The sequence below is a fragment of the Xanthomonas populi genome (genome assembly GCF_002940065.1).
GTDB lineage: Bacteria > Pseudomonadota > Gammaproteobacteria > Xanthomonadales > Xanthomonadaceae > Xanthomonas > Xanthomonas populi.
On sequence record NZ_MDEJ01000109.1, the window covers coordinates 1 to 13,443 of the forward strand.

The following is a 13,443-nucleotide window of genomic DNA, read 5'->3' on the forward strand; positions in this document are numbered from 1 at the left end:
CGCTGATTTTTTGAAGGTATGGTCATCATCCAGTGCGTGTCACCACGGCTACGACTTGGTTGTTCGAGGTGCCCTTTTGACGAAATGATACGCTATCACATTGATAGAACGACTTGGATTGGGTGAGCGTCCGGGGGCTGTGCGTGGTCCTCGGTGATTGGCTTTCAACCCGTCGGACACTTGCGCGATAGGCGATATGGCCGGGCGAAGCGGGTGTTAGTTCGCTTCTCCGCTGGATAGCGTCTACTCTAGAGATCTGCTCTAGCTGACGAAGATGGGAGTGGCAGCGAGATGGGAGAACTCGGGCACAGGGACCCTCGCCCCGCCCCCTCTTCCCCGCACGCTTCGCGCTTTCCCGCGCACGCTCCGTTAGCTTCCGACAACGCCGCCACCACGCCCACGACCCGCAGCACCACGCGTGCCGCTGCCGGCTTGCTCGCCGCAACGTTGTTGGCCGCCGCACAGGTCAGCGCGCAGTCCATCGACACCAGCGCGGCGCTACCGCCGGTGCGCGCCTGGCATGGGGCGAGCGAGGCGTTGATCGTCAAGCTGGGTGATCCGTGGAGGGCGCCGGTGGAACGCAGCGATTTCGCCAGTACGCCCAGTTACGACGAAACGCGCGCGTGGCTGGAACGCCTGGTCGCCGCTTCGCCGCTACTGTCGTTGGAAGTGTTCGGCAAGAGCAGCGAGGGCCGCGATTTGCTGCTGGTACGTGCGCACAAGGGCACGCCCGGCAAGCCGGGGGTGCTGGCGCAGGCCGGCATCCACGCCGGCGAGATCGATGGCAAGGATGCCGGCCTGATGTTGCTGCGCGATATCGCGCAACGCGGCAAAGACAACCTGCTCGACCAGGTGGATTTTGTGTTCGTGCCGATCTTCAATGTGGATGGGCACGAGCAACGCGGCCCACAACAGATGGGCTGGAACACCACCACACGCGGCATCAATCTCAACCGCGATTACCCCAACCTGGAAGCGCCGGAAACGCGCGCGATGGTCGCGCTGCTGCACATGCTCGATCCGGCGCTGTATATCGATCTGCATGTCAGCGGCGGGTTGAATCATCAGTACAACATCACCTTTACCTTCGCCGGTTGGGGCACCTATGCACGCTCGCGCGCCACTGCCGATTGGCTGCAGCAACGCTTCACGCCGGCGATGAATACCGCGCTACGCAACCAGGGTCATGAACCGGCTATCTACCCGAGCCTGATCGACGAAGACGAGCCGCGCTCGGGCCTGCGGTACGCACCGGAAGGCCCGCGCTATTCCACCGGGTATGGCGACTTTGCCGGCATCGCCACCGTGTTGGTGGAGAACCATCGTTTGACGTCTTACCGGCAGCGCGTGCTTGGCGACTACGTGTTGCTGGAAGAAGCGCTGCGCGTGGTTGGCCGCGATGCAAAGAAAATCGACGCGGCCAAGCGCGCCGATCGCGCCGCGCGCGCGCAGGAATTGATGGTTGCCTGGGAACGCCTGCAACAGCCGATCGCCCATGTGCCGTTCAAGGGCGTGACCTATAGCCGCGCGCGATCGCCGGTGTCCGGCCGGCAGGAACTGCGCTGGGAAGGCCGCGACGAAACCTGGACCATGCCGGTGATCGGCTATCGCCAGACGCAAACCGTGCGCTATCCGCTCGCCTGGTGGATTCCACCCGGCAACGACGATGCGGTCGCGCTGCTCAAGGCGCACGGCATGACTTACGAACGCCTGCAGCAGCCGCGTCAGATCAAGGTGCAGCAGATCCGCGTGGTGAAGCAAGCCGGCACGCAGACACCGCAGACCGACAACGTGCACGAAACCTTCGCCGCCGGCAGCATCCGCGTGCCTGCCAATCAACCGATGCGCCTGTTGGCTGCCGCATTGCTGGAGCCGCAGAGCACCGATTCGTTGCCGGCCAGCGGATGTTTCCGCAGTGCCGGCAGCCCCGATAGCGGCTTGTAAGGCACCGAGCTGGTGGACTTTACCGAGCGCATGTTGCGCAGCGACGCCGTGCTACGCGCAGAGTTCGAACGCAAGCTCGCAGACGATGCCGCATTCCGCGCCGATAACCATGCGCGGCTGCACTGGATCTATGCACGCTCGCCGTATGCGGCGATCACTGGCTGGCGTTATCCGGTGCGGCGTCAGCTGGCGGAGTGAAACAGCGCATTGCCGATTCCACGATGTGGGATCGGCAATGCGGCCCAGAGTTCTATCGCATCGCGCCGATCAACGCAGCGCCGGCGCCTCCACCGACGCATGCTCGTCAATCGATGCAATCACCCAATCGATAAACACGCGCAGCTTGGCGCTGACATGCCGGTTGGGCGGGAAGGCGATCGATAGCGGCATCGGCTCCATTGACCAGTCTTGGAACAGTTGCACCAGCTCGCCACTGGCCACCTGCGCCTTGGCCATGTCCACCGGCAACCACAGCCCCCCATGCCGGCCAAGCCCGCGGCGAGATAGGCGTTGCCGTCGTCGGACGCCACCCCGTAACGCCCTTGCAGATCCAACGCTTCGCTGCCGCGCTGCATGACATAGGGCACGGTCTTACTGCTGCTCCAGCGCATGAAACCGACACAGCGGTGTTGGGTGTTTTCCAGCTCCTGCGGGTGTGCGGGCGTACCCAGCCGCTGCAGAGACGAAGGCGCTGCATACACGCCCGCCTGCAGCTCGCCCACACAGCGTGCAATCAAGGATTGATCGGTGATGGTGCCACCGCGCGCCACGCAATCCACGTTCTCGCCGATCAGATCCACACGGCGATCACTCACACCCCTATCCAGCTGGATATCCGGATAGCGCACATGAAATGTCGGCAGCGCCGGCATCAGAATCAAACGCGCCAATGGGCTGGGCACATCCACGCGCGAGCGCCCGCGCGGCACCGCCGACGCATCGGACAAGCTCGTCTGTGCATCGTCCATGTCTGCCAGCAGCAACACGCGCTCGTAATCTGCCGCGCCATCGGCAGTGACATGCACCCGGCGCGTGGTGCGGTTAAGCAAGCTCACGCGCAGCGTGCCTCCAGTTGCTGCACCAGTTGGGTCACGCTGGCCCGGCTCATGTGCAAGGTCTCGGCCGCCTTGGTGAAGCTACCGGTCTCAACCACACGCGCAAACGCCTGCATCGCGTCGAACCAATCCATCGCCAATCCCAACCCGAAGATTGTGTCGACCAGCGATAAATCCTTAGTAGGCTTGATCCCAGCCATCTCGCGGTGACCATGCAGATCGTTGCGCTGACCGAACGCTATGCCGCAGGCGATCTATTGCAGCAGCTGGCGCCGTTGCCGGGCGGGAGGGCGGCGATCAGCCAATCGATCAACGATGTGCGGCGCAGCCTGTTGTCCATCAACGGCGAGATCAAGCGTCTGGCCTCGGCGGCAGCAGCGGGCGACTTCACCACGCGTGGCGACGAAACCGCGTTCGAGCATGATTTCCGAAAGATTGTGGTGGATCTCAATCACCGGATGAGCACCTCGGACAAGAGCCTTGGCGAGGTGTCGTGGTTGTTGCAGACCATTGCCAGCGGCGATCTGACCACACGCATGCACGGCAACTTTGCCGGCGTGTTCGCGCGCATGCGTGACGATGCCAACACCGCGCTGGACCGCCTGACCGATATCGTCGGGCGCATCCAGCATTCGTCCTAGGAGATCGACACTGCAGCCGGTGAAATTGCCGCCGGCAGTCAGGATCTGTCGCGGCGTACAGCGTTGCAGGCCGTCAACCTGGAAGAAACCGCTGCCTCGACGCAAGAACTCACCGCCCCCCCTCAAGCAGAACGCCGAACACGCACGCCAAGCCAACGCGCCTGCACGCAGCGCGCCGGTGTGGCTTCGCAAGGGGGCGAGGTGGTCAGCCAGCTGGTTGGCACCATGTCGGGCATCGAAACCTCGTCCAAGAAGATCGCCGAGATCATCAGCGTCATCAATGGCGTCGCCTTCCAGACCAAGATGCTTGCGTTGAACGCTGCGGTGGAAGCCGCACGTGCCGGCGAACAAGTCCTTGGTTTCGCAGTGGTGGCAAGCCAAGTGCGCACTTTGGCACAGCGTTCGTCCGGTGCGGCCAAGGAGATCAAGGAGCTGATCGATGCCTCGGTCGGCAAGGTCGCCGAGGGCTCGGCACTGGTGCGCAAGGCCAGCACCACCATGACCGAGATCGTCGCCAGCGTGAACCGCGTCACCGACATCATGGGCCAGATCACTGCCGCCTCCAGCGAGCAATCGGCCGTGATCGAGCAGGTCAACCAGACGGTGATCCAGATGGACGACACCACCCAGCAGAATGCGGCACGAGTGGAAGAAGCCATGGCTGCGCCACGTGCGATAGAGAAAAAGTCCAGCAGCTTGACCCAGTTGGTCTCGCTGTTCCAGCTGGAGCCTGCAACCGAACATCATCTGGTAAAGAAACATCGCACAGCGGGTCGACCAATCAACCACGCTGCTCACCGCTTTCAGTGCCACCGCAAATGCACCGGTCGTCACCCTCAACCAGGGCAGTTACACCCTGCGCTACGACTGCACCAACCACACCGCGCTGCGCTACGAATACGTCTTGCAGGCCGATACCGGCTCGGCCGCGCGCACGTCCAGCTTCACTCTGGATACCGAACTGCCCAGCGGCTGCGCCGGACAGGCCTCCACTGCTTCTTACGCCAGCGTGCGCACCGGCTGCGATCGCGGCCACCTGATGACCTCCAACCACATGGACTACAACGCGACCTACATCCGTCGCGCCAACCTGATGTCCAACATGGTGCCGCAGGCGGCGACCTTCAACCAGGGCATCTGGGTGCGCGCCGAAAACGTGACCGAGTGTTACCGCGAGATCGCCAGCGTGCAGGTCTATGGCGGCGTGATCTACAGCGACACCCGCAACGATTACTGTCTGACCAGCCCCGGCATCCGCACCCCGGATTTCTTCTGGAAGACGATCATTACTGCCAACCCAGCAGGCGGCACGCGCGCCATCAGCTGGCTGATTCCCAACAGCGCCACGCTCGGTTCGCTGGACAGCTACATCGTCAGCATCGACCAACTGGAAGATCTGCACGGCGCCAGCGCCATCGGCATCACCGCACCGGCCGCCGTCAAGGCCATGCTGCGTGCCACCCCCTAGCCGCAGCCAAGCAATTGCGACCTGAGCTGATCACTGTTTAGGTACGCGATGTAAAAAAGCCCGGGCGTGCCCGGGCTTTTGATTGGCTTCACACCATCGCCATGCACGACGAAAGATCGGCTATTGGCGTAGTGAGCTGCAGGCAACCGTTACTCCACAAACTCAAAGCGCGGGCGTTCAATCCCCTGGACTTCGACCTGCTCGACAAACATCGCATCGGGTCGCACCCACATGCCGATATCGCTGTCCAACGGGCGGTAGAGCACCAGCAGCTCAAGCGTTTCGCTACTGCGCACGACACCCAGCACCTCGTAACGGCCCCCCCTTTGAAGTGGCGGTACTGCCCAAGCGCGATGGAAGGCAGTGGCGGCAAATGATCCATGGACGTCAACGTGGTCGAGGGCCATCCAGTTTAAGCAGCCAGCGCGGCCACAGCCAGAACATGCGGCAACACCCGCGGCATCTTCCTTGAACTCAGCCCAGCATCAGCGCACGCGATGATGCACAGCGGCTACTGGTCATCCTCTTCGTCGTCTTCGTCGTCTTCATCGTCTTCTTCCAGATCCTCATCGGCATCCACTTCGTCTTCGATGGCATCGTCATCATCGATCTCGCTGGCCTGCGCAGGCCCCTCCTGAATCGCTGCGTGGCCCCTGCCAGGCGCCTTGACGCCGTTAGGCGGGGTCATCGGGTCGTCTACGCCTTGATTGCCGTTTTCGTCACTGTTCATGATCAGCTCCAGCGGCAAAAGACCGCAACGTCACCCTCCTCCCGGCCATGTGATGCGCATGTGTGTCCGGCGCGCCGGCAGCAGCGCTCGTCGCAGCCGCCTCATCCCGTCACGCATGAGGCCGTCTCAGCTGCACTGCATCCGCCCCGCGCTTGCGTCCGTCGCTATCGACACGCCTACCAAGTAAACACCATGCCGAGCCTGATCCACGATCTGCACGACCTGCTCACATCCTGGAAGGCCCAGGCGCAAACCTTCGACGCCTGCGACATGCCGGCCTGTGCGCTCGCCTTCCGGGAGTGCCATCGCCGCCTCAGCGCGCTGCTCGACGAGCATGCACTGCCCACAACCGCGCTGGGCACCGACATCACCGCACACGAACGACAGAGCTCAGTGGCCAACCCGCACGCGCGCGCCATCGCGCCGGTGGATTCCTAACCGCTCGATCAGCGTGTCGCTGGCCCGATTCAAGCCGACGACCTCGACGGCGGCACCGTGCGCGCGCAGTTTGAGCATCACCCGATCCAGCGCCGCCACCGCGCTGATGTCCCAGAAGTGCGCGTGGGGGAGGTCGATCAGCACCTCGGGCGGCGTGCTCAGCGCATCGAAACTGGCGGCAAACTGCCCGGCAGAGGCAAAGAACACCTGGCCGCGCACGGTATAAACCCGCACACCGTCGTCGCGATCGATCTCCTGCACCTGCAACATGCGCCCGACCTTGCGTGCGAAGAACAACACCGACAGCACTACCCCGGCGAGGACGCCTTTGGCCAGGTCATGCGTCCACACCGTGACCAACACGGTGCCGAGCATCACCACCGACGAACCCTTGGGATGCGTGCGCAGATCGCGCAACGACGCCCAGCTGAAGGTGCCGATGCTGACCATGATCATCACCGCCACCAACGCCGCCATCGGAATCTGACGCACCCAGGGCGCGCCATACACCACCATCAGCAGCAGCACCACGCCGGCCACCATGCACGACAAGCGCCCACGCCCACCGGAGCGCACGTTGATCACCGATTGCCCGATCATCGCGCAACCGGCCATGCCGCCGAAGCAGCCGGCCACCATGTTTGCCAACCCTTGGCCGGCACATTCACGATTGCGTTGCGAGGGCGTCTCGGTCATGTCTTCGACGATCTGCGCGGTCATCAACGACTCCAGCAAGCCCACCACTGCCAGCGTCGTCGACACCGGCAGCAGGATGCGCAAGCTGTCCCAGCTCAGCGGCACATCCGGCAGCACAAACACCGGCAAACTGTCGGGCAGACGGCCCATATCGCCCACGCTGCGGATGTCGACCTGCCAGTAAGCACATGCCGCGGTCAGCACCACGATGGCAACCAGCGGCGAGGGGATCGCCGTGGTGACGCGCGGAAGCAGATAGATGATGGCCAACGCCGCTGCGCACACCGCGTAGACCGGCCATGGCATGCCGATCAACTCCGGCAGCTGCGCTAGAAAGATTAAAATCGCCAGCGCATTGACGAAGCCGGTGATCACCGAACGCGAGACAAAGCGCATTAGTGTGCCCAGGCGTGCTGCCGCTGCGATCAGCTGCAGCACGCCAGCCAAGACGGTAGCCGCCAACAGATACTGCACCCCGTGATCCTTGACCAACTCCACCATCAACAACGCCATTGCACCGGTCGCAGCAGAAATCATGCCGGGGCGGCCGCCGGCGATGGAGGTCACCACCGCAATACAGAACGCAGCGTAGAGCCCCACCTTGGGATCGACACCGGCGATGATGGAGAAGGCGATCGCCTCGGGAATGAGGGCAAGTGCAACCACGATGCCGGCAAGCACATCGCCACGCACGTTGCCGAGCCATTGCTGACGCAACGAAAAAAATCTGGACATTGAAACGACTCCGCGCACCGGTAGACACACGGCGCGAATAGCATGAATGTCGAACACCTGGACCTTCGCAGAAAAACTGCGAGCGCGTGATGGGTCAGGTCAGGGTGGCGTCATGCTGTCGGAGAAAATATCTGTTGGCGGATGCCGATGCTAACGCAGTGAAGCGGGGCGGGGCGGGACAACCCGATGGCGCGCCATTGTGCGCGTGCCGAACGTGCGAGAGCGACCAAAAACGCCGATGCATGCGTGCGGTCAGTGCTGATGCCGCATGGACCGCCCGCATGGTTCGGTGCCGGGCAGGCCGTCTGCACTCACCCTGAGCACCACGCGCTCTGTCGTCTCAGCCGCTGCAGCCAGCGCATGCCTCACTCATCGCCGCCAAGGCGCTCGCCCATCAACTCGCGCTCGCGTTTTTCCAGCTCTTCGGCATAGCGCTTGCGCACGAAGCCTTCCGACAGCACGCCCAGCACCTTGCGTTGGGTATCGATCACCGCCAACTCGTCAGCTTGCGTGGCGTCGAAGATCTTCATGACCGCCACGATGTCGGTATTTGCCAGCAACGCCGCATCGCGGTGCCTGGCGTAGTCGCTCACTGGCGCCTCTGCCTGCACATTGTCGGCGTACACCACCGCCAGCGGCACCACACCGGCATAATGACCAGCGTCGTCTTGGAGCACCACATGTTGCGTGGACCCCAATGGAAAACGCCTGCGAAACTCGCTGGCGGTGATGTCGTGCGCCGTGTGGTTGGCGTCATTGCGCATCATCTTGCCGGCCGACAGATTGCGCACCCAGCCCACATCGCGTGCGCTGCGGATGTTTTCGCCACGCAGGTGCAAGCGCCAAGTAGAGAAGGAATAGCCAAACACCTGGCGCACCACGGTATTGGCCACCAGCACCGCAACCATGACTGCGCTTGCCAGCACGAAGTCGTGCGTGCCTTCCAGAATCAGCATGGCCATCGTCATCGGCGCACCGACAATGGCCGCTGCCAATGCGGCCATTCCCACCAACGAAGCACTCGTCATATCCACGGCGGCAGTGCCCACCAGCAGATTCAAAAACACCGCAAACAGGCTGCCCACCAACGAGCCCATGAACAACGAGGCGAAGAACAAGCCGCCACGGAAACCGAAACCCAGCGAAATACCCGATGCGATGCACTTGAGCACCAACAAGCTGGCCAACACCTGCAGCGTGCTACTGCTGGTCAGGTCCAGATGCAGTGCGCCGTGCCCGGATGACAGCACTTGCGGCGAATACATCGCCAATGGAATCAGCAGCAGGCCGCCCACCACCGGGCGGCCCCAGATCGGCAGATTGATCCGCCCCACAGCGCGCTCGATACCGGCTACAAGCCGCATCACCGCGATGCCGATCAACGCGCAGGTCAACCCCAGCGCGATATAGATCGCATAGTCGCGCGGCTGCAATTGATAGGCCACCGCCGCCGGCAACGAATACGGCGCGGCACCCAACGCATTGGCCATGAACGCGCCAGCCAATGCCGCTGCGGCCACCGGCGCAAGCGCCGACGGCGTATAGGCGCCGATCACGATCTCGAACGCGTAGAACGCACCGGCCAGCGGCGCCCCGAACGCACCGGCGATCGCGCCTGCCGCACCGGCGCCGACCAATGTGCGCATGTCCGCCCGGCGTACCCGCAACACCCGGCCCAGTTGCGAGCCGGCGCCCGATCCCATCTGCGTGTAGGTGGCCTCCAGCCCCACCGACGCACCAAAGCCATTGGAGAGCAGCGTCTGCACTGCAACGATCAGATTGTCGCGCATCGACAGGCGCCCGCCGTGCAAGGCATTGGCTTCCACCGCATCCACCAGTGGCCGCTTTCGTCGCCGCGCCAGCAATGCCACCAGGCCCACCAACAATCCGCCCAACGGCAGCACCAACAACTGGGTGGTGGTTATCGATTCGGCGGTACTGAGCAGCTCACCTGGCGCAAGGCCATACAGCCAGGCCTGCAGAGCGTGCGCAATGCCGGCCTGCACCACCATCAATGCCGCGGCGATCAGCCCCACCACCGCCGCCAGCCCGATGAACCATAGATCGTTGGCGCGTAACTGCCTGCGCAGCCAATCCAGCGGTTGGCGCAGTCGCGCGGCGGTCGAATGCGCAGGGTGCGTCTCGTGGTGGTGAGGTGACTGCATAAGGACCAATGACCCTCGGGATCAGGACGCCGGTACCCGGTGAAGGTCAGCGCTGGCGCATAGTGTGCAAGAACCTTGCTGACCTCGCATTACCTGCGCGCGGTAGCTGGTGGAGCAGTTAGTCGTCGCGATTGTCGCTACCCATGCGGTCTCGCAGTGTCGTCACAGCAGGCCGTGAACCGGCACGCGGCGAAAGAGGCCGTAGCGCTCAACTGGAGGCGATATCTGCGGGTTTCTCAACAGGAGTGGTGCCATTGCCGGCAGTCAGCACACAGTGCAGCAGGCTGCCGACCAGCATTGAAGGCACAAACCACATCGCCTCGACTGAGCCAACACCCAAGCCCGCTAGCGCCGGGCCGGGGCAATACCCCGCCAGCCCCCAGCCGATCCCGAACAGCGCCGCGCCGCCAAGCAGCGGCAGATCGATACGACGCAGGTGAGACAGCTGAAACGCTGCGGCAAGCACCGGGCGCTGGCGACGCAACACCGCACCGAACAGCACTGCACTGGTAGTGACCGCACCGCCCAGAACGCATAACAACGTCGGGTCGAAGGCACCGGTCACATCGAGGAACCCAAGAACCTTGCGCGCATCTGTCATGCCCGACATTGCAAGCCCCAGCCCGAACAAGCTGCCGGACGCAAAAATCGCGAGCAGGAATTTCTTCATGCCGCACTCCAGAGATGGCGCGCAATGAACGTGGTGACCATGGCGCTCGCCATGAAGGTGATGACAGCAGCCAGCGACCGTGTCGATCCTCGCGCCAGTCCACACACGCCATGTCCACTGGTACAGCCATTGCCCATGCGCGTTCCAACACCCACCAGCAACCCGGCGACCACCAATCCGGCGCGCGAAGAGTCGGTGCGCGGCATCGGTGCCGATGGCACCAACGTCATGTACACACCAGCGGCAACAATCATGCCGCTGAGAAACACCACCCGCCATGCGAGTTCGCCTGCCACCGGAAACAGCACTCCATTGACGATGCCGCTGATACCGGCCGTGCGACCGTTGAGCCACAACAACAGGGTCGCAGCCAGGCCGATCAACACCCCGCCGGTCAGCGCAGTCATCCAGGACGTCATCACAGTGCACCCAATTGGTTGATCGGCATGCGCAGGTAGCAGATGCCGTTGGAATCGGGCGGCGGCAGTTCGCCGGCGCGGATATTCACCTGCAACGCGGGCAGGATGAGCTTGGGCACGGCGAGCCGGGCATCGCGTGCGGTCCGCAACCTGACGAATGCCTGCTCTCCGATCTGGCCACCGACATGCACGTTGTGCTGGGCCTGCGCCTGGATCGAGGTTTGCGCCATCGGCTCACGCCCTTCCGGCGGGTAGTCGTGACACAGGAACAGGCGCGTAGCGGCCGGTAACGCGAGTAGCGCGTGGATCGAGCGATACAGCGTTTGCGCGTCGCCCCCGGGGAAATCGGTGCGCGCAGTCCCGGTGTCGGGCGCAAACAGCGTATCGCCGACGAACGCGGCATCGCCGATCAGGTACGTCAGACTATCGGCGGTATGCCCGGGTGTCGCGATGGTGCGTGCGTCCAGCCCGCCGATGCCGAAAATATCGCCAGCATCGAACAGGCGATCAAATTGATGTCCGTCGGCGACAAATTCCGGCGCTAGCCCAAACAGCTGCTTGAAGCGCTGCTGCACACCAGTGATGCCACGGCCGATGGCAACCCTGGCGCCGGTCATGCGCTTCAAGTAGGAGGCAGCGGTGAGGTGATCGGCATGGGCGTGGGTTTCCAGGATCCAGTCCAGGCGCAAGCGGTGCTCGGCGACGAAGGCCAGCACGCGGTCTGCCGATGCGGTGGAGATTCGTGCCGCAGCGGCATCGTAGTCGAGTACCGGATCGATGACGGCGGCAGCCCCCCCCTCGCGGTCGTACACCACGTAGGTGAAGGTGAACGTCGCCGTGTCGTAAAAGCCCATCACTTCAGGGGTCATTGTGGTCGCCCATTGCTTATTGTTTTAGATTTATCTAAATTAGTATCGACTAAATTTACTGTCAATACCACTGCATGCCACTCTTTCCGATGACCCGTCCCAGCCCGCCCGTCTCCCGCCAATTGCCGTCCCCACAGCAGATGGCGCTGCTTGCCGAACAAGCCGCCGGTTTGCTCAAGGCCCTCGCGCATCCGTCACGCTTGCTGGTGCTGTGCCAGCTGGTAGAGGGCGAGCGCTCGGTGGGCGAGCTGCAACCGCTGACCGGCCTGAGCATGTCCGCCTTGTCGCAACACTTGGCGGTGCTGCGCGAAATGAACCTGGTCACCACTCGACGCGAAGCTCAGACAATCTACTACGCCTTGGTGCAGGGGCCAGCAGTAGGCGTACTGAATGCGCTATACGCCGCATATTGCGCGCCTGCGCAGCAAAGCGAATGACCACGCTGCAGTACCTGCTCGGTACGCTATCCGGCACTGCCGTGGGATTTACGTTGGGGCTGGTCGGTGGCGGAGGCTCGATTCTCGCCGTGCCTTTGATGGTCTATCTGGTCGGCGTAGAAGATCCGCATGTCGCCATCGGCACCAGCGCGATCGCGGTGGCTGCCAACGCGTTGATCGGCTTGTCCAACCATGCGCGCAAGCACAACGTGAAGTGGCCATGCGCGGCAATGTTTGCGGCTGCCGGCGTCGGTGGTGCATGGATCGGGGCGATCTTCGGCAAGGCGATGGACGGCCAGCAACTGCTCGCGCTTTTCTCACTGCTGATGCTGGTGGTAGCCACCCTGATGGCACGTTCGCGCGGCCAACACGGCGACCCAGGCGCGGTGCTCAATCGAAGTAATGCGCCGAAGCTGATCGCCTCGGGAACCGCCACCGGGCTGCTGTCCGGCTTCTTCGGGATCGGCGGCGGGTTTCTTGTCGTACCAGGGCTGATGGCCTCCACCGGCATGCCGATCCTGTTCGCCGTGGGATCGTCGTTAGTTGCGGTGGTCAGCTTCGGACTGACCACGGCGATCAGTTACGCCAGTTCTGGGCTGATTGCCTGGCCACTGGCAGCCGCGTTCATCGCCGGGGGCGCGCTCGGCAGCGTGCTGGGCTCACGCACCGCCACGCAGCTGGCCGATCGCAAAGGTGCGCTCAATCTGATACTCGCCGGTTTGATCAGCGTCGTTGCGCTGTACATGCTCAGCCGCGCCATGATCGCACTGGGCTGACTGCAGCACATGTGATGCACGTTCGCGCGCCATCGGCCCGCGCATCCAGGGCACACACGTCGCACTTTCGAAGAGGATCCTGCATGCACACCGCAATCTTGTTCGCACCTGGTCTGTACGCCAGCGGACAGCCTTCTGCAGACGATCTCGCCGCGCTTGCATCCGCCGGCGTGCGCAGCATCATCAACTTGCGCGCCGCAGACGAGCCGATCACCTACGACGAAGCCAGCGAAGCCGCATGCCTTGGCTTGCGGTATGTCTCGCTTCCAATCGCAGGCCCCGAAGCGGTCAATGCCGAAGCCGCCGCGCGGTTGGCACATCTACTAGGAGCCTCTAAAAACCCCAGCAATCTGCCATCATTGACTTGACGCCCTGCCAGCGGAGAACGACAGACATGATC

General features: G+C 63.2%; 11 protein-coding genes and 4 pseudogenes. 7 read left to right on the top strand and 8 right to left on the bottom strand.

Features of this window, described 5'->3' with window-relative positions:
- The first annotated feature begins 291 nt into the window (after window positions 1-291).
- A pseudogene (locus XpopCFBP1817_RS15610) lies at window positions 292-2,142 on the top strand (M14 family metallopeptidase).
- Window positions 2,143-2,211: 69 nt separating this feature from the next.
- Here XpopCFBP1817_RS15610 and XpopCFBP1817_RS15615 read toward each other — a convergent pair.
- Window positions 2,212-3,133, bottom strand: a pseudogene (locus tag XpopCFBP1817_RS15615) (LysR family transcriptional regulator).
- A gap of 63 nt (window positions 3,134-3,196) precedes the next feature.
- Here XpopCFBP1817_RS15615 and XpopCFBP1817_RS15620 point away from each other — a divergent pair.
- Window positions 3,197-4,390: pseudogene (locus XpopCFBP1817_RS15620) on the top strand (methyl-accepting chemotaxis protein); the annotation flags it as partial.
- Window positions 4,391-4,400: 10 nt separating this feature from the next.
- On the top strand, window positions 4,401-5,108 hold the full coding sequence (locus XpopCFBP1817_RS15625) for a DNA/RNA non-specific endonuclease (protein ID WP_128417809.1): 708 nt from the start codon (window positions 4,401-4,403) through the stop codon (window positions 5,106-5,108).
- Window positions 5,109-5,257: 149 nt separating this feature from the next.
- On the opposite strand, the pseudogene XpopCFBP1817_RS15630 reads toward XpopCFBP1817_RS15625, so the two are convergent.
- Together XpopCFBP1817_RS15630 and XpopCFBP1817_RS21940 are read right to left on the bottom strand one after the other, a co-directional pair.
- A pseudogene (locus tag XpopCFBP1817_RS15630) lies at window positions 5,258-5,490 on the bottom strand (DUF1653 domain-containing protein).
- A 129-nt stretch (window positions 5,491-5,619) separates the two neighbouring features.
- Window positions 5,620-5,838, bottom strand: a complete 219-nt coding sequence (locus XpopCFBP1817_RS21940) for a hypothetical protein (RefSeq protein ID WP_167393949.1) — start codon at window positions 5,836-5,838, stop codon at window positions 5,620-5,622.
- Between the two features lie 192 nt (window positions 5,839-6,030).
- Here XpopCFBP1817_RS21940 and XpopCFBP1817_RS15635 point away from each other — a divergent pair, with 192 nt between their 5' ends.
- Window positions 6,031-6,276, top strand: a complete 246-nt coding sequence (locus XpopCFBP1817_RS15635; RefSeq protein ID WP_128417801.1) for a hypothetical protein — start codon at window positions 6,031-6,033, stop codon at window positions 6,274-6,276.
- Here the strand turns inward: XpopCFBP1817_RS15635 and XpopCFBP1817_RS15640 are convergent.
- The 5 genes from XpopCFBP1817_RS15640 to XpopCFBP1817_RS15660 form a co-directional block, all read right to left on the bottom strand.
- Entirely contained in the window at window positions 6,229-7,707 is a 1,479-nt protein-coding gene (locus tag XpopCFBP1817_RS15640) for a SulP family inorganic anion transporter (protein WP_208619634.1), read from the bottom strand. The genes XpopCFBP1817_RS15635 and XpopCFBP1817_RS15640 overlap by 48 nt on opposite strands.
- A gap of 365 nt (window positions 7,708-8,072) precedes the next feature.
- The gene (locus tag XpopCFBP1817_RS15645; RefSeq protein ID WP_128417802.1) at window positions 8,073-9,872 is read right to left on the bottom strand and encodes a chloride channel protein; all 1,800 of its coding nucleotides are present in this window, start codon (window positions 9,870-9,872) and stop codon (window positions 8,073-8,075) included.
- 208 nt (window positions 9,873-10,080) lie between these two features.
- Window positions 10,081-10,542 (bottom strand): DUF6691 family protein, encoded by a 462-nt coding sequence (locus XpopCFBP1817_RS15650; RefSeq protein ID WP_128417803.1) that lies wholly within the window; start codon window positions 10,540-10,542, stop codon window positions 10,081-10,083.
- Window positions 10,539-10,961: a YeeE/YedE family protein gene (locus XpopCFBP1817_RS15655; protein ID WP_128417804.1), complete on the bottom strand. Its 423-nt coding sequence runs from the start codon at window positions 10,959-10,961 to the stop codon at window positions 10,539-10,541. The genes XpopCFBP1817_RS15650 and XpopCFBP1817_RS15655 overlap by 4 nt, the downstream gene beginning before the upstream one ends.
- On the bottom strand, window positions 10,961-11,830 hold the full coding sequence (locus XpopCFBP1817_RS15660; protein ID WP_128417805.1) for an MBL fold metallo-hydrolase: 870 nt from the start codon (window positions 11,828-11,830) through the stop codon (window positions 10,961-10,963). The genes XpopCFBP1817_RS15655 and XpopCFBP1817_RS15660 overlap by 1 nt, the downstream gene beginning before the upstream one ends.
- A gap of 89 nt (window positions 11,831-11,919) precedes the next feature.
- Between XpopCFBP1817_RS15660 and XpopCFBP1817_RS15665 the strand changes: the two genes are divergently transcribed.
- The 3 genes from XpopCFBP1817_RS15665 to XpopCFBP1817_RS15675 all read left to right on the top strand — a co-directional run bounded on the left by XpopCFBP1817_RS15665 (window position 11,920) and on the right by XpopCFBP1817_RS15675 (window position 13,411).
- Window positions 11,920-12,267, top strand: a complete 348-nt coding sequence (locus XpopCFBP1817_RS15665) for an ArsR/SmtB family transcription factor (protein ID WP_128417806.1) — start codon at window positions 11,920-11,922, stop codon at window positions 12,265-12,267.
- A complete protein-coding gene (locus tag XpopCFBP1817_RS15670) occupies window positions 12,264-13,043 on the top strand; it encodes a sulfite exporter TauE/SafE family protein (RefSeq protein ID WP_128417807.1) in 780 nt (259 codons plus the stop codon). The genes XpopCFBP1817_RS15665 and XpopCFBP1817_RS15670 overlap by 4 nt, the downstream gene beginning before the upstream one ends.
- A gap of 83 nt (window positions 13,044-13,126) precedes the next feature.
- Window positions 13,127-13,411: a protein-tyrosine phosphatase family protein gene (locus XpopCFBP1817_RS15675; protein WP_128417808.1), complete on the top strand. Its 285-nt coding sequence runs from the start codon at window positions 13,127-13,129 to the stop codon at window positions 13,409-13,411.
- Window positions 13,412-13,443: the final 32 nt, after the last annotated feature.

What these genes read in the sequence shown, in the direction of transcription:
- XpopCFBP1817_RS15645 (WP_128417802.1), bottom strand. Translation starts at nt 9,872, where the DNA reads ATGCAGTCACCTCACCACCACGAGACGCACCCTGCGCATTCGACCGCC.
- XpopCFBP1817_RS15670 (WP_128417807.1), top strand. Translation starts at nt 12,264, where the DNA reads ATGACCACGCTGCAGTACCTGCTCGGTACGCTATCCGGCACTGCCGTG.
- XpopCFBP1817_RS15660 (WP_128417805.1), bottom strand. Translation starts at nt 11,830, where the DNA reads ATGACCCCTGAAGTGATGGGCTTTTACGACACGGCGACGTTCACCTTC.
- XpopCFBP1817_RS15650 (WP_128417803.1), bottom strand. Translation starts at nt 10,542, where the DNA reads ATGAAGAAATTCCTGCTCGCGATTTTTGCGTCCGGCAGCTTGTTCGGG.
- XpopCFBP1817_RS21940 (WP_167393949.1), bottom strand. Translation starts at nt 5,838, where the DNA reads ATGAACAGTGACGAAAACGGCAATCAAGGCGTAGACGACCCGATGACC.
- XpopCFBP1817_RS15655 (WP_128417804.1), bottom strand. Translation starts at nt 10,961, where the DNA reads ATGACGTCCTGGATGACTGCGCTGACCGGCGGGGTGTTGATCGGCCTG.
- XpopCFBP1817_RS15665 (WP_128417806.1), top strand. Translation starts at nt 11,920, where the DNA reads ATGACCCGTCCCAGCCCGCCCGTCTCCCGCCAATTGCCGTCCCCACAG.
- XpopCFBP1817_RS15640 (WP_208619634.1), bottom strand. Translation starts at nt 7,707, where the DNA reads ATGTCCAGATTTTTTTCGTTGCGTCAGCAATGGCTCGGCAACGTGCGT.
- XpopCFBP1817_RS15675 (WP_128417808.1), top strand. Translation starts at nt 13,127, where the DNA reads ATGCACACCGCAATCTTGTTCGCACCTGGTCTGTACGCCAGCGGACAG.
- XpopCFBP1817_RS15635 (WP_128417801.1), top strand. Translation starts at nt 6,031, where the DNA reads ATGCCGAGCCTGATCCACGATCTGCACGACCTGCTCACATCCTGGAAG.